Origin of the sequence: Clostridium sp., from assembly GCF_036646415.1 — a bacterium.
Taxonomy (GTDB): domain Bacteria; phylum Bacillota; class Clostridia; order Clostridiales; family Clostridiaceae; genus Clostridium_J.
On sequence record NZ_JAVXMF010000006.1, the window covers coordinates 57,396 to 77,897 of the forward strand.

The window sequence follows — 20,502 nt, forward strand, 5'->3', positions numbered from 1 at the left end:
CCCCCTCTCACAAACAATATAATGTATATGAGAAGGCGTGTGTTATATATAATAATGAAAACTCCACCTCAACGGTGTTCGGTAGATTAAGTTCCAGTTACCAAATATAAAATTTAGAGTGTAACTTATGCACTTAATACTTCTCTGGTAGATACTTTTATATTAGCCATTATACTTATGGTTATAAATGTAAGGCTCTCTGATAATATTGTACCTGCCCAAATTCCATTTACTCCAAATACTTTATAAAGTACAATTAAACATATAGGTAAGTATATAACAGATCTTAAAAGACAACTTAAATTTGAATACTTTGGTGTTTCTAGAGCTTGGAAGTAAACTAATGTGTTTAAGTTTATTCCAATTACAAAGTAACTTACACTTCCTATTCTAAGTGCTGTATATGCAAGTTTTGCAATTTCAGCATCTACTGTAAATATACCTATAAGGGTTGGTCCAAATAGAAAACTTATTACAACAAATAATCCACTGATTGCTAGAGATGATATACATGTTATTCTAAAGAATCCTAACATCTTTTCTCCATCCCTTTTCCCAAAATTATAACTAATAAGAGGTTGTACACCTAACGTTAAGCCATAAAGCACCATATATGTATTGGTTGTTATGTAGTTAAGTATGCTATAAGCTGAAACTCCTGTTTCTCCAATAAATTTAACTAAAACAATATTATGAAGTAATACTATTATTGAATAGCTTCCTTGTGCAAAAAACGATGGAAATCCTATGAGACAAAATTCTTTTAAATCGTTTTTATTTATTTTTACATTGCCAAATGTTAAGTTGCCTTTCTTCATTATGAAATGTGGAAGTAACACAGATACTGTAACTATTTGACCTAGCCCTGTAGCTATTGCAGCTCCCTTAATGCCTAATCCCAATTTAAATATAAATACATAATCTAATATAATATTAGTTATTGCTCCTGCAATTGTTGATATCATTGCAAGTTTTGGTTTCCCATCATTTCTAGCAAAGCTACTTAGTACTATCCCTATCAAGTTAGGAATACAAAACATTGCATAAAATCTTAAATAATCTACTGCTAATCCCTTTAGATTTGCTGTTGCACCTAGTATAGTTACTATTTCCTCTGTGAATATGATACATACGATACTTATAATACCACTGACTATTAAAAGAAACTTAAACACTTGTCTAAAACTACTTACTGCTTTATCTATATTTTTTGCACCTATGTTTTTAGATACTAAAGCTCCTCCACCTATTGCAAACATTGAAGCTAGCCCAAATAACATAACTGTAAATGGAAGTACAATATTTACTGCCGCTAATGCTAAATCGCCTACACCTTGTCCAACAAATATTCCATCTATTACTGTATATAAAGACGATATAAACATTGCAAGCGCAGATGGTACTGCATACTTGAAAAATTCTTTTAACATACTTTCTTTTTTCATATTTTATTCTCCTTCATTATCCTTTTTTCTTTTATGTTGCTGTTCTTTTATGTCACCTTTTCTATGATAAACTCTCTTCTTAGTATAGAGTCAATAGTTAATTTCAATATATTTGATTTTTAGTTTATCTAAGGCTTTTAAATTTCTTTATTTTTAGGTTTTATGCTTTTTTATTTCTCATTTTCTTTATACTTTAGGGCAATAAAAAAGGACTTACTATTAAGTAAATCCAATTCAATTATACAAAAATACCTATAGATCAAACACTTTTTATAAGAGTCTAATCTATAGGTATCGTAATGTTCTACTTATTGCATTGACCCTGACTTAAACAACCTTTGCACCCGCTGCAACAAGAGCCACCTTTTTTCTTTTGTGTATATGTGTAGTATGCAACACCTGAAAATAATCCAATTACTATAGTTCCAATAATTGCTGTTGCCATAACGCTCCCCTCCTTATTAGTGTATACTATCTTGTATGCCAATCTTCCCAATATCATGTACATGTTCTGCCATATGAATATTTTTCAATTTTCTAAGCCTCTGTAGTTCTTTTTAGAACCCTTTGACTACTGTATTGATTTTTATAAGGTCTAATCACCATATATAGAAGTCCAGCTAACACCACAATTGCAACTGCTGTACCCATGCTGAATCCTTTTCCTGTAAATAATATACCAAACTGATATACTATAAGTGAAACTGCATAAGCAAAACCTGTCTGATAACCTACTGCTATAAGTGTCCATTTAGCATTTCCCATTTCACGTCTAATTGCACCGATTGCTGCAAAACAAGGTGCACAAAGCAGATTAAATATAAGGAATGAGTAAGCAGAGATTACTGTAAATGACTGTGCAAGTGCTGGCCAAATTTCCGTACCATTTTCTGCTACTTCTGCAAATCCAAATAATACACCAAATGTACCAACTACATTTTCCTTTGCAATAAGACCAGTAATTGTTGCAACGGCTGATTCCCATGTTCCGAACCCTAATGGGGCAAAAATTGGAGCGATTAACTTACCAATAGCCGCAAGCATTGATTCTGACGTCTCTACCATCTGCATACTAGCATTGAAAGTGCTCAAGAACCAAATCACCCCACATGATAGGAAAATAATAGTACCGGCTTTCATTATGAAAGATTTTCCTCTGTCCCACATATGAATTAGCACACCTTTTGCGCCAGGAATATGATATGTTGGAAGTTCCATTACAAAAGGAGCCGGATCACCTGCAAAGCCTTTTGTTTTCTTTAGGATAATTCCTGAAACAATAACTGCAGCAATACCAATAAAATAAGCTGATGGCCCTACCCACCATGAGCCATTAAATAACGCCCCTGCAATAAGTGCAATTATTGGAAGTTTTGCTCCACAAGGTATAAAACTTGTAGTTATTATTGTCATTTTACGATCTTTTTCATTTTCAATAGTACGTGAAGCCATAATACCAGGCACACTACAACCTGTCCCAATCAACATAGGTATAAATGACTTACCAGAAAGTCCAAACTTTCTAAAAATCCTGTCCATGATAAATGCAACACGTGCCATATATCCGCAATCCTCGAGGATAGCAAGGAAAAGGAATAGTACAAGCATCTGTGGCACGAATCCAATTACTGCACCAACCCCTCCTACAATTCCATCAAGGATAAGTGAATTTAGCCATTCAGCAGTGCCTACTGATACCAAGAATGTCTCTATAGCTGGAGGAATAATATCGCCAAACAGCACATCATTTGTCCAGTCTGTTACCCATGTGCCTACAGTAGAAACGGAAATAAAATAGACTAAAAACATAACTGCTGCAAAAATTGGGAGTGCTAAAAAGCGATTAGTTACTACATGGTCAATTTTATCAGAAGTGGTTGTTTTGGACTTATTCTTCTTTTTAACACACATTTTGATAACTCCAGTTATATATGTGTAACGCTCATTTGTTACAATACTCTCACCATCATCATCTAACTTGTCTTCACACTCTTTTATTATTTCTTCAATACCATTATTCAAAACCTTTAACTGCTCCATAACCTTCTCATCACCCTCAAATACCTTGATGCCGTACCAACGAAGATTATCAATTTTATTATCCTCTGATAAAATTATTTCAATATTCTCAAGTGCTTTCTCAACATCCCTTGAAAAAGTATGCTGTGGCACAGTTTTCACTTTATTTTCCCCTAGGGCAATGGCTTTTTCCACCACTTCCTTACATCCTTCACCTTTAAGTGCAGAAGTTTCTACAACCTTACATCCAAGTGCTTTAGAAAGCTTTTCAATATCAATAACATCCCCATTCTTGTGCAATATATCCGTCATATTTAGGGCAATAACAACAGGAATACCAATTTCCATAATCTGTGTGGTCAAATATAGATTACGCTCTATATTTGTACTATCTACAATATTAATAATAACATCTGGTTTATCATTTAAAAGATAGTTTCTAGATATTACTTCTTCCAATGTATAAGGCGAAAGAGAATAGATACCTGGTAGATCTATAATTTCAACCTCCTTATTTCCTTTAAGCTTACCACTCTTTTTCTCTACTGTAACTCCTGGCCAATTTCCAACATACTGTGAGCTTCCTGTCAGTTCATTAAACATAGTTGTCTTACCGCAGTTTGGATTTCCAACAAGCGCAATTTTTATATTCATGTATTGTTTCCCCCTTCAATTATTTAGCTTTTACTAACTTACTCTTCTAAAATATTCTTCTCTTAATAGCTGGTAAAAATCTATTTTACCTCAATCATTTCGGCATCTGCTTTTCTAAGACTTAACTCATATCCACGAACATTCACTTCAATAGGATCACCTAATGGTGCCACCTTACGAACTAAAACTTCTACACCTCTTGTGATTCCCATATCCATAATTCTACGCTTTATAGCACCTTCACCATGAAGCTTTACAACTGTAACTGTATCCCCGCATTTAATCATTTTTAATGTATTCATACATCTTTTCCTCCTATACTAAAATTCTATTAACCATACTCTTATCCAGTGCAATACGAGTATCTTTTATCTTTAAAATCATATTTCCAGCTATATCTGAAATAACAGTAACATATGCCCCCATTACAAATCCGAGACTTTTCAGAAATTTACGTGTTTCATCTGTACCTTTAATCCTCTTTATAACAGTGGTTTCACCTATTCCTACCATGGTAAGTGGCATTTAAATCCCTCCCTTTATTTTCAACCTAAGCTAAGCTTATTTTATTTATGAATTATTATTTTAAATTCTAAATATCTTGTTTTGCTTTCTTTTAAATTTATTCCTTACTTTAAACCTTTCTTATGATAATGATTATCATTACTATATGTATACTATATCTCAATTGATATGTTAAGTCAATAGCTTTATTGATAAATTTACTAATCTTTGTAAATTCACTTCCATTAAATAGTCACAAATCTAATGGCAATAAAAAACCTGATACACTAAAATCATGTATCAGGTTCTAAATTTTTCTATATATCTTATCTATGTTTGTAATGGGTTTATTCTTCCCACTCACCTATTAATTCTTTATAATATTTATCTGTTTCTTCCTTGCTTTCACCATTAATAAAAACATATTTATCTTCCACCTTAATAGCAATGTATGGAGAATTTCCTGTGTATACATATAACTTAGACTTACCATAATCTTTTATATTATAATTTCCTAAACTATATCTTGCAGTTCCAATTCCATTTGTTCTCACCATTATTGAAATATTGTCTACAAGTTCTATATCCTGAATATCCTTTATTTCAAAGGATGTGCCATATACTGGAGCAGATATTTTAACTACTTCATCTTCTATAGATAAATTAAACTTACTAAAATCAAAGATAAAGAACATGAATAGCAAAACTGCAGGAATAATTATAGCAATTGCGTATGAACCATAGGTCATTATCTTTCCTTTTTTAGTAGCTAGATTATATTCAAAGCCATATCCAACTCGCTTTTCTACCATTGTCCTTTGATCATTTGGATTATTATAAACATTATTCTTCCAATACTCATCATTGTCTTTATATATACCTCTAAACCATTCCTTCTCTCTCTTTAAATCCATAAGTTTTCTATTGTACTTAATGAAAACTTTATTACTACCATAGATTAGAACTATAATCCATAAAAATAAATATAAAAATTGAAATGAATTATATGTTATGAAAAATGTAGGTATAAAAGCTATACTACCAATTACCACAAATTTTATATTTTCTCGTTTATATGAATCTACAATTACCAATACTTCTTCATTTTTAAGTTCTGAATAGGGAAGGGTTATACCAATCAAAATATCATTTTTAGCTTTAGCTACACTGTTATTATTCACATAGATTGAAATTATAAAAATCAACCCTACAAACCCTAAAATTATTCCTATGACTAACATATATAATCGCCCTCTTCTTTATATACTTTATATTATATATTATAGTGCAAATTATACATATTTTATATATTTTTCAATAATTTTCTTAAAGAGCTCTAAATTATCATCCCTTGATTTCTTTCAAATTTATGTCTTAATATACTGGACAATTTTACATGTATATTTCCAATTAAAATATTATCAACTGTTTGAGATCTTACATTATCATAAAGATCAAAAATAGTTTTTGCTTTATGATATTCGTTATATACCTTCCAATATCCACAGCCTAAACACTTCTCTTCTGTACAATCAATAAAAGCCTTAACATCATCAATAGGATATCCAAGAAATACACCTAATTCATGAGGACAATTATGTACCCTATATCTATCTTTTAATTTCATCACTATTTCTTCTAATGTAGACTCTTCTTTATACCCTATCGATGTTAAAAAACTTAAATTCTTTGGCTTACCTAATACCCTCTGTAATAAGTACTCATCATATATGAATAATATTAAAGAATTGTGTGTTTCCCTTAATTCTATATATTTTAATCCTAATTCATCTAAACAACCGTCTCCATAAGTGTTCCATAAATAGTATGTTTTCTTTTTATCATCTTTTTTTATGTTTAAAGTAATTGATGGTTTTAGTTTTGCACTTATTAAAGCAATATTATAAGATATAAATGTTTCAAGGTACTCTCTATTTTCTAATTGATTTAATAATTTATAAAAGCTACTTAACTTCTTTACCATCATTTACTCCTCTATTCTTTACTGATTTAAGAGGTAAACTTCCCTCTTTTTATATTTTGATAATGATTATCATTACCATATTTATAATATATCTCAATTGATATATAAAGTCAATGAGTTTTTAATTTCTTTGGATTAACATTCCAAATGAATTCTTTTACCCATAAGATTTTTCAGTTTTCAGCGCACAAAAATAGACACCATTTCTGATGCCCACCTATTTCCTCCCAACCAGGACCAATTACAAAATGACATTCCCCTTTTCTAAGTAGCTTCCACATAACTCATTTTTCATAAAAACCTCTACCCCATACCCATCTCTTCTTATAAGTAATTCATGGTACTTAGGACAGTAAGTATTATTATTCACACCACTTTATGGTTCAAGATTATTCACCTTCCTTGTACCTTATAACTTCAAAATAGTATCTATTTACAAAATATAAAGGAATCATTGTACCATGATCTAGCTCATAGCTTCTATTAAATTTTCTTAATAAATCTGAATCAACAACACCTACACTGATATATTCTTCATTTGATATAGCTATAGTATCGCTTATAAATTATATAGCTCAATATATTATTTACTACTTAACATATACTTATCCAAAATCATTCCCATCAATATTCCAACTGTATAACATAAGATATCACTCCATAAAAATCCAAACCCCAAGACTAATCCTCCAAGGATAGTACTTCTTATATTATCAATCCAAGGAGAATGATACAGTTGACTTAATTCAATCCCATATGAAAATACTATAGAGCAAACAGCAATAAAAATAGTTGATTTTTTATTAAAAATAAAAGCTATTACTAGAAAAACCATGAGAGCCCATAGTACATCCCCTAAATAGGTTGAAATAAATATTGGCAAGTTATTCAATTTTCTTGAAAGCAATCCCAAACCCATAACTACTAGGGTAAAAATAAAATATATATACCTATTCCTTTTCATTTTTCCTCCTTTATACTCCTTTTTCAAAGCTTCTAGTTTATTTTACATTTTTACTTATTATATTTACATATATTCCAATAACAACAAGTAAACCTGCCAATATTTTTATAACAGATATAGACTCACCTAACATAAAAAATGCTAATATCATAGAAAATACAGGCACTAAATTTATATATAAAGAAGTTTTAGTGGGACCAATTTTTTTAATAGACATTTGTTGAATTAAATATCCAAATATAGATGGGAAAATCGCCATATAAATTACAGACATCCAACCATTAATAGTTGTTTTAGGAATGTATACCCATGGCTTTTCCATTATAACTAAAGGCAATAACATTATTACACAAGTTAAAAATGCATAACTAGTTATTTTTATAGGTGAATATATTTCAAGTGCTTTTTTAGAGAGAATACCATATACTGCCCAACACACAACAGCTATCATCATTAATATATCCCCTATATTAAATTTAAAATTAAGTAATACATCTATGTTTCCATTAGTAATTATAAGCATAACTCCAAACAAAGATATTATTATACCAATTATGTTTTTGTAACTTATATTTTCTTTTAAAAATATACATGCTAGCACTGTAGTTACTATAGGATTTGTTGCACCTATTAATGATGAATTTGTAGCTGTTGTATATTTTAATGATAAAAAGAAAAACACATGATAGCCTATCATTCCTACAACTCCTAAAATTAAAAACATTTTTAAATCTTTTTTAGTTATTTTCCAATTTTCTTCCACTTTAATCATTATTGAAAATATTATTACTGTTGCTATTAAAAATCTGAAAAACACTAAAGAGAATACTGGGAATTCTTCAATTGAAAACTTACCAGCTACAAATGCACCTGCCCAAAATATAGTGGCTAGTAACATCATATATTTATCAAGTTTTTGTCTAAAATTATCTTTCATCATAACCCCTCTTTCTTTTGTAACACCTACAATAACAATACCATGTTTAGTTATTTATTCAATATTTAAACTTACAAAAAAAGTAGCTAGTAAACTTTTTACCAACTACTTTTCTATAATTATAACTATACTTTATTTAATCATCATAACTGCTAAACCTTGAACTATACCAATTGCAGCTCCCAAGATAAAACCTAAAACTTCAATATGCTTTAATTCCTTTTTAGCTACATCTATAATTATTCTTTCAAGCTCTTGCAAATCTAATTCATTTATTTTTTCTTCAACCATCTTTTGAATATCTACTTTATCCTTAATATGAGCAATAGCTCCATTCTCCACTTCATTTAAAGCTCCATCAACCTCTTGCTCTATGATGCTATCAATGGGGCCTTGTACCATCATTCTAAATGGTGCTGGCACAAAATCCATCTTTCCAGCCACTAAAGTTCTTATTTTGTTTTTAACTAATGCACTAAACATAAGCTTGTCATCATCTGTAATTGCATTGTTAATTATATCATCAATTGATAATAATTCCTTTGCCACTACCTCACCAATATTTTTTGCTATTTCATTTTTTCTCTTTGGAATTAACCCTACTATTTCAAAATTTATTACTGGAATTCTAATTGGGTTTATTGGTCTAAACATAAGCTTTATAGCTAATATGTTTGTTACCCAACCAATTAATCCCCCTACTATTGCTAATAATGCTACTACAACTAAATTATTCATGATTGCCTCCTATGTATTATAAAATTACTATTAACATTCTACACTATTTCTTAAATAAATAAAACTAGTACCTATTTATATTGATTCTATATATTTCATAATTTACTTGTTTAAAACCTGAATATTATTACTCCATGACCTATAAACTTTAGTTAAAAGCTTTCGCTGAACTTGCTACATACATTACAGAAATATAGATATACTACTATTATTATAAATTTTATATCAATATAAGGTGGTAATAATATATGAAAAGAGTTTTAATTACTGGTTCTGGTACAGGTCTTGGAAAAGATGCTGCTATTTCATTAAGTTCTAGAGGTCATTATGTATATGCAACTACTCATACTTTAGAGGAAGCCGATGAGTTAAATAAAATATCTAAAGAAAATCATCTTCCACTTGAAAGTTTTAAGTTAGACATTTTATCTGCTAGCGAAAGATCTTTAGTTGATAATTTACCTATCGATGTGTTAATAAATAATGCAGCCATTGGTGACTCTGGTTCTGTATGTGAAATAAATGTTGATACATATAGACAAACTTTTGAAACTAATGTATTTTCTAGTATTGAATTAACTCAAAGAGTTCTTAAGAATATGATTAGAAAAGGCTCTGGTCGTATTATTTTTATATCTTCCTTATCTGGAAGAGTAACTTTACCCTTTCTTTCACCTTATACAGCTACTAAGTTTGCTATTGAATCAATTGCTATATCTTTAAAGAAAGAATTGAGAGAGTTAAAATCTGCAGATATAGATGTAACTATTATAGAACCTGGAGCTTATGCAACTGGATTTAATCAAAAGAATATATCAAAGCAATTTACTTGGATGAGAAAAGGCTCCTATTTTGGGTCAAATATTGATTCTCTTGAAAAAAAGCAATTTAGATACTTTCAATTAAATGAGACTGAAAACACTAATTCCATTATTAATGAATATATAAAGGCTGTTGAAGATACTAAAGTTAAGGATAGATATGTGGCACCCTGTATTCAAGGTACATTTATTCAGATTAAAAGAATTTTAGGTAAATGATAAAAACTTCTTCCCGTGGTTTTTGTTCAAAAAAATAATCCACGACAATTGTCGTGGATTTCATGGTGGTGCGAATCATACCCTTTTGAATTCATTACATCTCTTTATTTCAAAGATAGTTACATCATTTACTAATCATAATTTCTATGTTTTATATCTATGTTTAAATCCTACTAAAAAGCACCTCTTGACTTTCTAGAATATGTATTGCATTAACTTCAGCACTTACTAAAGGGAAAACTTCCATAGATTTTTTGTCTCTTTCATAAAGATATCTATATCCCACTTTTTCTCACTTCGAATTTTACTATCTGAGTCATTTACTATTATTTTACCATCATCAGTGATTCCTGTTAATAGTATATAATGCCCTGAATCTGTAAATTCTCCTGGTCCCATAGTCGCAATTATTGGTTCTCCATTTCTTAAGGTTGATAAAATAACTGATTCATCTAATGGTAACTCCTTACTTTTTAACCCAAATTGTTTTGCTCCTTCACTCATAAGTTCCCAACTAGATCCTATCCCATTAACATAATAGCTATTTTCATAACTAAAATCTGCCACAGATTTAGGATTAATATCAGTATTACCAGTTAATCCAACAGCAACCATAGCGAGTGATGTGGGTCCACACCCATTAATAGCTATAAAATTATCTCCATACTTTTCATAGCCCCACCTTTCATCCCATTGTATAAATAAAGGAAACTTCCCCTTTTTATTTTCAAAATTTCCTGTCTGTTTAGTACTTTCACCATTATCCCTTGTAGCATAATTATAAACGAAATCTATTGTTTCACTTTTCTTTTCAGCTAGTTCAATAAGACTCTCAGGATATATATCCTTATTAGATAAAATTTCATTCAGTTTATCTGAAGTACTCATTTGACTACTCAAATCTTTATCTTCACTTTTATAGCTAATTTCATTTGTTTCAATATTAGAAATCCTATAAACTATTATAAGTGATAAAACTATTAGCATTCCTCCTATAACTGTCACTAATACTCTCTTTGTTTGTTTTCTTCTTCTGTTAAAATAATTCATTAAACTCGTCCTTTCAAAAATATCTTTACTTTATAACTCTAATTATATACTACTATTTTATATTAAATACTATATATATGTAACAAAGTTGTAAAAACTAAATATGCTTCCTTTAAATATGATTGTAGAATTCAATAGAAAAACCCTCGACAACACATCTCTATATTGTCGAAAGTTTGATAATTGGAGTGAGTTGTAACTATTAGTACTACCCCCTAAGATCTTCTAATTAATTATGAAAGTTTTAATTTGTTATTGCAATTTGTCAAAAATTAATTTTGTATCATCTTTTTAAATTGTAAATATCCATTTTTACGAAGTTTACATGATGGACATTCTCCGCAACCATTACCGACTATTCCATTATAACAAGTTAATGTTTCATTTTTTACAACATCTAATACTCCAAGGTCATAAGCTAATTTCCAAGTTTCTGCTTTATCTATCCACATAAGTGGTGTATGAATTACAAAATTATAATCCATAGAAAGATTTAACGTTACATTTAAAGATTTAATAAATACATCTCTGCAATCTGGATAACCACTAAAATCACTTTGTGAAACTCCTGTAACAATATTACTAATTTCTTTTTGTTTTGCAAAAACAGCTACAAATGTTAAAAACAGCATATTTCTACCATCTACACAAGAATTAGGAACACCGCCTTCAGGCTGTTCTTTGTCTACCTCTATATCCGATCTTGTTAATGAATTTGGGGCAAGTTGATTTAATAAGTTTAAATCCATATTATAATATTCTACATTATGATTTTTACATATTTCCTTTGCACATTCTAATTCTTTACTATGCTTTTGCCCATAATCAAAAGATACGGCTATTACTTCCTTATATCTTTTTTTTGCCCAAAATAAACAAGTTGTACTATCTTGACCGCCACTAAATACTACTATTGCTTTATCTTTATTTATTGCTTGTTTCATATCCTATTTCCTCCATAAGTTATTATTTGTATAGTTGTATTAATTTATTATAAAGTTTATCTTCTTCTTCGAATTTCCCTCTTAATGTTGTTGTAATAGTTTTAGTCCCTGGTTTCTTTATTCCTCTAGTAGTCATACAACCATGTTCACCTTCGATTATTACTGCAACATCTTGACTATCAGTTATATTTTGCACAATTTCTGCAATATCATTACCTATTTTTTCTTGTAGTTGAAGTCTCTTTCCAACCATCTCTGCTATTCTTGCTATCTTACTTAGTCCAATAATTTTTTTATTAGGCAAATATGCAACTGCAACTTTCATGTTGTACATTAACGCTAAATGATGTTCGCAATAAGAAAATATATCTATATCTTTCACTAAAACCATATCTTTTCTTTTTTCATCAAAAAATATATCCTCTTCAAATGTTACGTTGAACATATTAGCTATTTCATCATTTGAATATTTAATACCTTCAAATACTTCTTCATACATATTAGCTACACGCTTTGGCGTATCCTTTAACCCTTGTCTATCTGGATTTTCACCTATTGCCAAAAGTATTCCTCTTATATGTTCTTCTATTTTTTCCTTATCTATTGGCATTTTAAACACCTCTTTCATCTTTATCCCATATAATCTTATGAAGTTGCATTTGTAACCTAACTTTATTCATTTTATTTTTTTTCATAAACTCTACAATTTCTTCCATATCTATTTGATTATATACAGGACTTAAATATACGTGACATTTATTAATCAACTCATATTTATCTATTAAGGTTTTTGTCTTATTTAAATCAATAGTACTTCCAACAACAAACTTAACTGTATCATTAGAAGTTAAATGATTAAAGTTATCAAGGCACATTTTATCTTCCATATTACTTGAATCTAATTTATAATCCATTGTAAAACTTAATGATTCATGTCTATTTTTATTATATTCCTTCAAACTTATACTACCATTTGTTTCGATTTCAACTTCTATATCATCATCTTCACAAAGTATATCAATCAGTGCTTCTAAGTTATTTTGTAATAATGGTTCCCCACCTGTTAAAGTTACATTTTTAACCCCTGTATCCTTAATATAATCGTGTATTTCATTTTCATTCATTAATGTGAATTTCACATTATCTTTATTTGCCCACATTGTATCACAGTAACTACATCTTAAATTACATCCAGCAAATCTAATAAATATACTTAGTTCTCCAGACTTTAATCCTTCCCCATTAACACTTACGAACTTCTCTACAACTTTAAAATTCATCTACTCTGCTCCTTACTCTTCATATGTGGCACAATTAGTTGGTGTTTCATAAACAGAAACTGTTTTTACTTTATGCCCTTTATTTTTCACTAGATTGTAAAAATAGTAAGAAAAGTTTTCTGCTGTTGGTCTGAAATCAACTTCTATAACCTTATATTCATCTTCTAATAAGCACTTTAATGTTTCTTTTCTCATAGTATCTTTCTGAATAATAAGTGCATGATCATGAAAATCTATTATCTCTTTTAGATCTTTCTTTAAATCTCCAAAATCTACGATCATTCCATCTTGTTGTCCACCTTCTATAAGGTTATCTGACTTTATCTCAACTATGACTCTCCATCTATGACCATGAATATTAGAACATTTCCCATTATATCCACTTAAAAAATGAGCACTGTCAAAACTTTGCTCTGCTTTTAATATAAACATCTAACATCCTCCTTAATATCTACTTCCATAATAACAACATCCTATTGCTCCATTAAACTGTGGTTCTTTAACCGATATAATCTCTTTATAATCATTAGTTAAATATTCTTTTATTGCATGATTATGAGCAACTCCACCAGTTAAAACTAGCTTATTGCCATTAAACTTTGTTAACATAGGTTTTAATCTTTTATACAATGAATAATTTACACCTGCACATAATCTGTCCATATCTATACCTTCTGCTATCTTGCCTATTAGTTCAGACTCTGAAAATACTGAGCATGTTGAATTAAGTTCAACGGGATTATTAATATGTTTTGAAAGTTCATCTAAAGGAACCTCTAAAACATTTGCCATATTTTCTAAGTATCTCCCACATGATGATGCACACTTTTCATTTAACTCCAAATCCGTAGTCAATCCTTTTTCAACTTTAACAACTTTAACGTCTTGTCCACCAATATCTAATAATATAAAATCCCTTAATTCTGTTTGAAAAATAGCACCATATACATGTGCTTTTATTTCGTTAATAGCTTCAAATTCATTTAAGTAAGTGTTATTTTTACCATAGCCTGTTGAAATAGCTTTATCAACTTCACCTAACTCTAGTTTATCTAAATCTACAACTACCTTTCCATCGTATTTACAATAATCTCTATAGAAAGTCATAGTTCCTATTTTTTTCTTATATATGACTTGTAAATCTTCCATTAAAACGATTTTAACTTCTCTACTACCAAGATCTATTCCGAGTACTCTCATTAGAAACCTCCTTGTAAGTCATAAATCATATCTAAAAACGCTTCTATTCTTAACTTTGTCCTAGCATCAAGGGTGTTTAACTTATCTCCCTCAATATTTAAAATAGGTACATCTATTTTTTGTTTTAATATAATATCCTCAGCAGCTTTATGACAAAAAGCTTGTGTATAGTGGATAATTGCATCTATTTTTCTTTCCTTTATTTGTTTTTGTATCTCACCAATTCTGAAATTAATGTCATATGGATAAGTATAATCATAATATTGATCATAAATATTTTTAGCTTTACCAGCCCTTGGAAACGCAAACTCTCTTTGAACTTCATTATAAATAAATCTTGAATCAAAGTTTTCTACAAAGTCAAATATATCCCCTGTCATTGGAGGAACTCCAATATATCCAAGTCTTATTTTTTTTCTATCAGATTTTCTATTTTTTATTTCATCAACTTTTTTTTCTAATAATGATTTATAATTTTCTACATCTCCATCAAAATCACTTACACAAAGCTGAAATAAATGATTTTCAAATCCTGTAGCTTTATAATCAATATAAGTTAATTCATCAAGTTCTTTTGCCTTTTGTCTTATTTTATTTATTTTTTGTCTTACTTCTTCAACTTTTTCTTCACTTATATCAAAGGATCTCATAAACTTTTTTATTTCTTTCGTTACATCTTCCTTTGTATGACTATGAGGGAATGAAAATGGATAAGTCTTAATGCCTCTATTTTTTAAAATTTCTACCAATACCTTTGTATTAGAACAATCTCCCTCCATTACCCCAACTATTTCACTAATATTATTCTCTATGCATGCTCCGTAAATGCCTTTTATCCAAGCACACATACTTTTAGGAAATCCATCTTTTTCAGCTATATCAATATATTTTAAATAATTTTCAGAAGTTACAAATATGTTATTAAGATCAATAGGAGTATATCCTGCTGCTAATAACACTTCTATGGGTACTGTTGTAGTCAAACCTATTTTTCTCATTTTTAACTCCTCTCAGTTAATAAATTTAAATAAATCATCTATATCAAGTATTTCATTTCTTATTCTCTGTATTTTTCATGCATCTTATTTTTCCACGAAAAAAAGGGCGTACCTGCCCTATAAACGAAAAAAAGCTACTTTTAGACATAATAATCCAAAGTAGTATGCCCTGGTTTTGTTTATAGACAGGATGGATTTCGAACTGTCTTATTTTATTAGCGTAATTATATCATTTAAATAATTACTAATCAATCTAATCATCAAAATAAAAATTGGTATAATTTTCTAATATAAATACTAGTTATAGTTCTTATATTGCAATAATGAAGACGAGGGTTTACTTACCCCAAAAACAAAACGCCAACAGCATTACATTTTCGTTAAGCTGTTGACGTTTTATAATTTCTTACACCGAAAGAACTACCTTCTCCGTCTCTATGTCCTTATGCTGAATGCTATTTTCTCCACCCTCAAGATTTTCTCTTGCAATGGCTAGCATTAATTTAATCCTATTTTCTTGATTTACTCTTGTGGCACTTGGATCATAATCTATTGGTACAATATTTACCTCATGATGAAGATTCTTTATTTTTCTTACCATGCCTTTACCTACAATGTGATTTGGTAAACATCCAAAGGGTTGGGCGCAAATAATATTCTTATAGCCTAATTCATTTAATTCTATCATTTCCGCGGTAAGTAGCCATCCTTCACCCATGTTGTTTCCTAATGATACCACATCTTTAACTAAATCCTTTGTTTTTAAGAATGATGGAATTGGTATTAAGGTGGAGTTTTCCTCCACGGCTGCTATGGTTAAAGCTTCAATTTTAAGTAAATAATTCATAAACTTCTTAACCAAGAATTTATTTACTTTACTGCCTCCATAACGGTCTATATTATCAATCCTCTCATAGGTACAATAAAATATAAATCCTAGAATTCCTGGAATCATAACTTCGCAACCTTGAGATTCTAAAAATGCTTCAAGATCGTTATTTCCTAGACTTGCATATTTAATATATATTTCTCCTACAATTCCCACCTTTACTTTAGGTGTTTTATTAATTGAAACATTAGCGAAATCTTGAGTTATTTCCTCCATGTTACTTTTAATTTTCTTAAGTGAATATCCTTTGTTATCCTTGAACTGTGCTGTTAATTCCTCTATCCATTTATTTATTGTGTCATTGCTTTCACCTTTATTTATTTCATAAGGTTTCACTTGATTGCTTAAATGCATTAGAACATCTCCATATATAACAGCTGCAAGAATTTTGTGTATCATTGGCAAGGTAATTTTAAAGCCACTTCCTCTTTCCATTCCAGAAAGATTTAGTGATATTACAGGTACCTGTCCATATCCTGCCTTTTTCAAAGCCTTTCTTAAGAGAAATATATAGTTTGAAGCCCTACATCCGCCTCCAGTTTGTGTGATAATTAATGCCGTTTTGTTTACATCATATTTACCACTATTCAAAGCATCAATCATTTGACCAATAACAAGTAAGGCTGGATAACAAGTATCATTATGAACATACTTTAAGCCTGCTTGTACTACCGACTCCCCTTTATTAGTTAATAGTTCTACATGATATTTACTATTTGCAAATACATTTTTAATGAGTTCAAAGTGAATTGGAGCCATCATAGGCATCAGTATAGTATAATCCTTGCTCATTTCCTTAGTAAATGTGACTTTAACATCTTTATTCATTACAATGGTCATCCCCTTCTTGATGTATTGCTGAAAATAAACTACGAAGCCTAATCTTTACTGCTCCAAGATTAGTAATTTCATCTATTTTTATTTGGGTATATATTTTATTTGATTCTTCTAAAATATCCCTTACTTCATCAGTAGTTATTGCATCAACGCCACAGCCAAAGGATACTAGCTGAACTAAATTCATGTTAGGTTTCTCTGTGATATACTGTGCAGCCTTGTATAATCTAGAATGGTATGTCCATTGATCTAGAACATTAAGTTTTACTTTAGGAACTCTGTCACAAATAACATCCTCAGATATAATTGCAGCACCATAGCTACTAATCAGCTTATCAATGCCATGATTAATTTCACTATCTATATGATATGGTCTACCAGCTAAAACAATGATATCTCTATTTTCCTTCTCTGCCTCAGCTATAATTTCATTTCCTTTCACTTTTATTAAAGCTAAATATTTATCATATTCCTCATAGGCAAGTTTAGTAGCCTTTTTAACCTGGCTGAGAGATATATCTTTAAAATATTTTGATAACATTTCATGGAGCTTCACTGGTAAATCCTTTGGTCTATGAATTCCTACATAATCATAGATATAGGTCACCTTTGAGATATCAGCCATATTACCCTCAATAACTTCAGGATAATAGGCTACTACTGGACAGTTATAGCAATTTTCACAAGACTCTTCCTTAATATTATAGGTCATACATGGATAGAAAATTGTTTCTATACCTTTATCAATTAAGGATTGTACATGTCCATGGACCAACTTTGCTGGAAAACATACTGTATCTGAAGGTATTGTATTTTGACCATTAAGGTACAATTCTCTTGAAGAAATATCCGATCTTTCAACTTGGAACTTTAAAGCTGTAAAGAATTTATACCAAAATGGATATAGTTCATAGATATTAAGCCCCATAGGTATGCCAATTCTTCCACGATTACCGGGAGCTCCCACATAACTATCTAATAATTCTCTCTTATACTCATAAATATTTAAAGATTTTTTATTTTCCTTTTTATTTGTAGGTCTTTCACAACGATTTCCACCAATATATCTACGATTAATACCAAATTCATTCACAGTTAATCTACAGTGATTACTACATAAACCACAGTTCATAACTTTTACATTCTGGTGAAACTCTTTCAATTCCTTTTCTTTAATAATAGAACTCTGTTTTTGACCCTTACTTTTGGCAAATAAAGCAGCTCCATAGGCACCCATAAGCCCAGAAATTGTTGGTCTAAGAACATCCACCTTTAACTCTTGTTCAAAGGCACGTAATACTGCATCATTTAAGAAAGTTCCTCCTTGAACCACAATGTTTTTTCCTAAGGATTCTGTGCTACTTGCACGTATAACCTTATAAAGAGCATTTTTAACAACACTAACGGATAATCCTGCTGAAATATCTTCCATGGTTGCTCCATCCTTTTGTACTTGCTTTACTGAAGAATTCATAAACACAGTACATCTTGAACCCAAATCAACAGGATTTTTAGAAAATAACCCAAGGCGTGAAAACTCCACCATGGAGTAACCAAGAGCATTTGCGAAGGTCTGCAAGAAAGATCCACAACCGGAAGAACAAGCTTCGTTTAGAAATATATTATCTATTGCTCCATTATGTATTTTAAAGCACTTTATATCTTGTCCACCTATATCAATAATAAAATCTACACTAGGCATAAAATATTTAGCCGCTGTAAAATGTGCCACTGTTTCAACAATGCCATAGTCAATTTGGAAAGCATTTTTTATCAAAGTTTCTCCATATCCAGTTACTGCAGCTCCATCTATTTTTAATCCTGGATATTTAGCGTATAAATCTGTTAAATACGCTTTTACAACTTCTACTGCATTTCCACTGTTAGGTTTATAAAGAGAAGATACTATTTCCTTTTTCTCGTTAATTGCCACAATTTTTATGGTAGTAGATCCAGAATCTATGCCTAAGGTAACTGGGTAGTTTATATCTATATCTCCATCACAATTTATTTTATTTTTTTCATGCCTTTCCTTAAATTCTTCATACTCCACCTGATTTTTAAATAGTGGAGGAGCCATGGTGTAGTTATCCTCAACCTTATAATTATCTAATATATTAATTACTTTATTTATATCTATTTCTTCACTTGCATAATAAGCAGCGCCTAAGGCAACATAGTATAAGGCCTTACTTGGACATACCCCTTTTAATTTCAAGGTAGTATCAAAGGCTTTTCTAAGCTCTGAGTTAAAAGTTAATGGTCCACCTAAATATAGAACATTCCCCTTAATCATTCTTCCTTGTGCAAGACCTGCAATTGTTTGATTTACAACTGCAAAGAAAATACTAGCTGATAAATCACTTTTTATTACCCCCTGATTTAGTAGCGGCTGAATATCCGACTTAGCGAAAACTCCACAACGAGAAGCAATGGTATAGATTTTATTATAATCCTTTGCTTCTTCATTCATTTCCTCTGGGGACATGTTTAGTAGTGTTGCCATCTGATCAATGAAGGAACCCGTGCCCCCAGCACATGACCCATTCATCCTAACCTCCATACCATCATTTAAAAATAGTATTTTAGCATCTTCTCCCCCTAGTTCAATAATCACATCTATATCACACTCACAGTGAGTGGCTGCAATTCTTGTAGCATACACTTCCTGCACAAATGGTATCTTACATATCTCTGCCATCTTCATTGCAGCAGACCCTGAAATACTAATCTCCATAAATCTTTCTCTAGGGAATTTTTTAATAATCTTCTTCAGTACCTCGGATGTTTTTTCTGTTATCCTACAGTAGTGACGTTCATAGGATTCATATACAACATCTCCATAATTATTCAAAACTACAGCTTTAATCGTTGTTGAACCCACATCAATTCCTGCCTTCAAAGTTCTCCCCCCCATATCTAACCCGTTTAATATATATTTTGTAATCACCCTTGTACATAAATACTAAATATAGCATTTAAACCTTGTATAGTTAATACTTTACAAATTATATTATAA

20 protein-coding genes are annotated in these 20,502 nt (G+C 30.3%); 1 reads left to right on the top strand and 19 read right to left on the bottom strand.

The features are described 5' to 3' along the window. Window positions 1–125: 125 nt before the first annotated feature. From RSD37_RS06265 to RSD37_RS06310, 10 genes are all read right to left on the bottom strand, one after another. Complete coding sequence (locus RSD37_RS06265; protein WP_346945858.1) at window positions 126–1,445, bottom strand: MATE family efflux transporter; 1,320 nt, start codon at window positions 1,443–1,445, stop codon at window positions 126–128. Between the two features lie 304 nt (window positions 1,446–1,749). Continuing rightward, the gene (locus RSD37_RS06270) at window positions 1,750–1,890 is read right to left on the bottom strand and encodes a FeoB-associated Cys-rich membrane protein (RefSeq protein ID WP_346945859.1); all 141 of its coding nucleotides are present in this window, start codon (window positions 1,888–1,890) and stop codon (window positions 1,750–1,752) included. Window positions 1,891–1,982: 92 nt separating this feature from the next. Continuing rightward, window positions 1,983–4,118: a ferrous iron transport protein B gene (feoB, locus tag RSD37_RS06275; RefSeq protein ID WP_346945860.1), complete on the bottom strand. Its 2,136-nt coding sequence runs from the start codon at window positions 4,116–4,118 to the stop codon at window positions 1,983–1,985. 80 nt (window positions 4,119–4,198) lie between these two features. Next, the gene (locus tag RSD37_RS06280; RefSeq protein ID WP_346945861.1) at window positions 4,199–4,420 is read right to left on the bottom strand and encodes a ferrous iron transport protein A; all 222 of its coding nucleotides are present in this window, start codon (window positions 4,418–4,420) and stop codon (window positions 4,199–4,201) included. 13 nt (window positions 4,421–4,433) lie between these two features. Further along, on the bottom strand, window positions 4,434–4,643 hold the full coding sequence (locus RSD37_RS06285) for a FeoA family protein (protein ID WP_346945862.1): 210 nt from the start codon (window positions 4,641–4,643) through the stop codon (window positions 4,434–4,436). Window positions 4,644–4,969: 326 nt separating this feature from the next. Further along, complete coding sequence (locus tag RSD37_RS06290) at window positions 4,970–5,863, bottom strand: PH domain-containing protein (RefSeq protein ID WP_346945863.1); 894 nt, start codon at window positions 5,861–5,863, stop codon at window positions 4,970–4,972. Between the two features lie 95 nt (window positions 5,864–5,958). Further along, window positions 5,959–6,606 (bottom strand): DUF3793 family protein, encoded by a 648-nt coding sequence (locus RSD37_RS06295; RefSeq protein ID WP_346945864.1) that lies wholly within the window; start codon window positions 6,604–6,606, stop codon window positions 5,959–5,961. 583 nt (window positions 6,607–7,189) lie between these two features. Then, the gene (locus RSD37_RS06300; RefSeq protein ID WP_346945865.1) at window positions 7,190–7,570 is read right to left on the bottom strand and encodes a DUF2809 domain-containing protein; all 381 of its coding nucleotides are present in this window, start codon (window positions 7,568–7,570) and stop codon (window positions 7,190–7,192) included. A 37-nt stretch (window positions 7,571–7,607) separates the two neighbouring features. Continuing rightward, window positions 7,608–8,507, bottom strand: coding sequence for a DMT family transporter (locus RSD37_RS06305; protein ID WP_346945866.1), 900 nt, complete (start codon window positions 8,505–8,507; stop codon window positions 7,608–7,610). A gap of 132 nt (window positions 8,508–8,639) precedes the next feature. Beyond that, a complete protein-coding gene (locus RSD37_RS06310; RefSeq protein WP_346945867.1) occupies window positions 8,640–9,245 on the bottom strand; it encodes a DUF445 family protein in 606 nt (201 codons plus the stop codon). 248 nt (window positions 9,246–9,493) lie between these two features. Between RSD37_RS06310 and RSD37_RS06315 the strand changes: the two genes are divergently transcribed. Continuing rightward, window positions 9,494–10,285, top strand: a complete 792-nt coding sequence (locus RSD37_RS06315) for an SDR family NAD(P)-dependent oxidoreductase (RefSeq protein ID WP_346945868.1) — start codon at window positions 9,494–9,496, stop codon at window positions 10,283–10,285. A 228-nt stretch (window positions 10,286–10,513) separates the two neighbouring features. Here RSD37_RS06315 and RSD37_RS06320 read toward each other — a convergent pair whose 3' ends face one another. The 9 genes from RSD37_RS06320 to RSD37_RS06360 all read right to left on the bottom strand — a co-directional run bounded on the left by RSD37_RS06320 (window position 10,514) and on the right by RSD37_RS06360 (window position 20,385). Further along, window positions 10,514–11,335 carry a C39 family peptidase gene (locus tag RSD37_RS06320; RefSeq protein ID WP_346945869.1) on the bottom strand — a complete coding sequence of 274 codons (822 nt, stop codon included), beginning with the start codon at window positions 11,333–11,335 and terminating at the stop codon, window positions 10,514–10,516. A 272-nt stretch (window positions 11,336–11,607) separates the two neighbouring features. Next, window positions 11,608–12,279, bottom strand: a complete 672-nt coding sequence (gene queC / locus RSD37_RS06325; protein ID WP_346945870.1) for a 7-cyano-7-deazaguanine synthase QueC — start codon at window positions 12,277–12,279, stop codon at window positions 11,608–11,610. Between the two features lie 22 nt (window positions 12,280–12,301). Then, on the bottom strand, window positions 12,302–12,889 hold the full coding sequence (gene folE, locus RSD37_RS06330; RefSeq protein ID WP_346945871.1) for a GTP cyclohydrolase I FolE: 588 nt from the start codon (window positions 12,887–12,889) through the stop codon (window positions 12,302–12,304). 1 nt (window position 12,890) lies between these two features. After that, the gene (gene queE / locus RSD37_RS06335) at window positions 12,891–13,559 is read right to left on the bottom strand and encodes a putative 7-carboxy-7-deazaguanine synthase QueE (protein WP_346945872.1); all 669 of its coding nucleotides are present in this window, start codon (window positions 13,557–13,559) and stop codon (window positions 12,891–12,893) included. A 12-nt stretch (window positions 13,560–13,571) separates the two neighbouring features. Continuing rightward, complete coding sequence (queD, locus tag RSD37_RS06340; RefSeq protein WP_346945873.1) at window positions 13,572–13,991, bottom strand: 6-carboxytetrahydropterin synthase QueD; 420 nt, start codon at window positions 13,989–13,991, stop codon at window positions 13,572–13,574. Between the two features lie 12 nt (window positions 13,992–14,003). Continuing rightward, complete coding sequence (locus RSD37_RS06345) at window positions 14,004–14,759, bottom strand: acyl-CoA dehydratase activase (protein ID WP_346945874.1); 756 nt, start codon at window positions 14,757–14,759, stop codon at window positions 14,004–14,006. Next, entirely contained in the window at window positions 14,759–15,757 is a 999-nt protein-coding gene (locus tag RSD37_RS06350) for a 2-hydroxyacyl-CoA dehydratase (protein WP_346945875.1), read from the bottom strand. Before RSD37_RS06350 ends, RSD37_RS06345 begins: the two co-directional genes overlap by 1 nt. A gap of 406 nt (window positions 15,758–16,163) precedes the next feature. Then, complete coding sequence (locus RSD37_RS06355) at window positions 16,164–17,474, bottom strand: 2-hydroxyglutaryl-CoA dehydratase (protein ID WP_346945876.1); 1,311 nt, start codon at window positions 17,472–17,474, stop codon at window positions 16,164–16,166. Further along, complete coding sequence (locus RSD37_RS06360) at window positions 17,467–20,385, bottom strand: acyl-CoA dehydratase activase-related protein (RefSeq protein ID WP_346945877.1); 2,919 nt, start codon at window positions 20,383–20,385, stop codon at window positions 17,467–17,469. Before RSD37_RS06360 ends, RSD37_RS06355 begins: the two co-directional genes overlap by 8 nt. Window positions 20,386–20,502 lie beyond the last annotated feature (117 nt).

Excerpts from the sequence above, each read along its gene's own strand:
- RSD37_RS06265 (WP_346945858.1), bottom strand. The coding sequence starts at position 1,445 with ATGAAAAAAGAAAGTATGTTAAAAGAATTTTTCAAGTATGCAGTACCA.
- RSD37_RS06270 (WP_346945859.1), bottom strand. The coding sequence starts at position 1,890 with ATGGCAACAGCAATTATTGGAACTATAGTAATTGGATTATTTTCAGGT.
- feoB (WP_346945860.1), bottom strand. The coding sequence starts at position 4,118 with ATGAATATAAAAATTGCGCTTGTTGGAAATCCAAACTGCGGTAAGACA.
- RSD37_RS06280 (WP_346945861.1), bottom strand. The coding sequence starts at position 4,420 with ATGAATACATTAAAAATGATTAAATGCGGGGATACAGTTACAGTTGTA.
- RSD37_RS06285 (WP_346945862.1), bottom strand. The coding sequence starts at position 4,643 with ATGCCACTTACCATGGTAGGAATAGGTGAAACCACTGTTATAAAGAGG.
- RSD37_RS06290 (WP_346945863.1), bottom strand. The coding sequence starts at position 5,863 with ATGTTAGTCATAGGAATAATTTTAGGGTTTGTAGGGTTGATTTTTATA.
- RSD37_RS06295 (WP_346945864.1), bottom strand. The coding sequence starts at position 6,606 with ATGGTAAAGAAGTTAAGTAGCTTTTATAAATTATTAAATCAATTAGAA.
- RSD37_RS06300 (WP_346945865.1), bottom strand. The coding sequence starts at position 7,570 with ATGAAAAGGAATAGGTATATATATTTTATTTTTACCCTAGTAGTTATG.
- RSD37_RS06305 (WP_346945866.1), bottom strand. The coding sequence starts at position 8,507 with ATGAAAGATAATTTTAGACAAAAACTTGATAAATATATGATGTTACTA.
- RSD37_RS06310 (WP_346945867.1), bottom strand. The coding sequence starts at position 9,245 with ATGAATAATTTAGTTGTAGTAGCATTATTAGCAATAGTAGGGGGATTA.
- RSD37_RS06315 (WP_346945868.1), top strand. The coding sequence starts at position 9,494 with ATGAAAAGAGTTTTAATTACTGGTTCTGGTACAGGTCTTGGAAAAGAT.
- RSD37_RS06320 (WP_346945869.1), bottom strand. The coding sequence starts at position 11,335 with ATGAATTATTTTAACAGAAGAAGAAAACAAACAAAGAGAGTATTAGTG.
- queC (WP_346945870.1), bottom strand. The coding sequence starts at position 12,279 with ATGAAACAAGCAATAAATAAAGATAAAGCAATAGTAGTATTTAGTGGC.
- folE (WP_346945871.1), bottom strand. The coding sequence starts at position 12,889 with ATGCCAATAGATAAGGAAAAAATAGAAGAACATATAAGAGGAATACTT.
- queE (WP_346945872.1), bottom strand. The coding sequence starts at position 13,559 with ATGAATTTTAAAGTTGTAGAGAAGTTCGTAAGTGTTAATGGGGAAGGA.
- queD (WP_346945873.1), bottom strand. The coding sequence starts at position 13,991 with ATGTTTATATTAAAAGCAGAGCAAAGTTTTGACAGTGCTCATTTTTTA.
- RSD37_RS06345 (WP_346945874.1), bottom strand. The coding sequence starts at position 14,759 with ATGAGAGTACTCGGAATAGATCTTGGTAGTAGAGAAGTTAAAATCGTT.
- RSD37_RS06350 (WP_346945875.1), bottom strand. The coding sequence starts at position 15,757 with ATGAGAAAAATAGGTTTGACTACAACAGTACCCATAGAAGTGTTATTA.
- RSD37_RS06355 (WP_346945876.1), bottom strand. The coding sequence starts at position 17,474 with ATGAATAAAGATGTTAAAGTCACATTTACTAAGGAAATGAGCAAGGAT.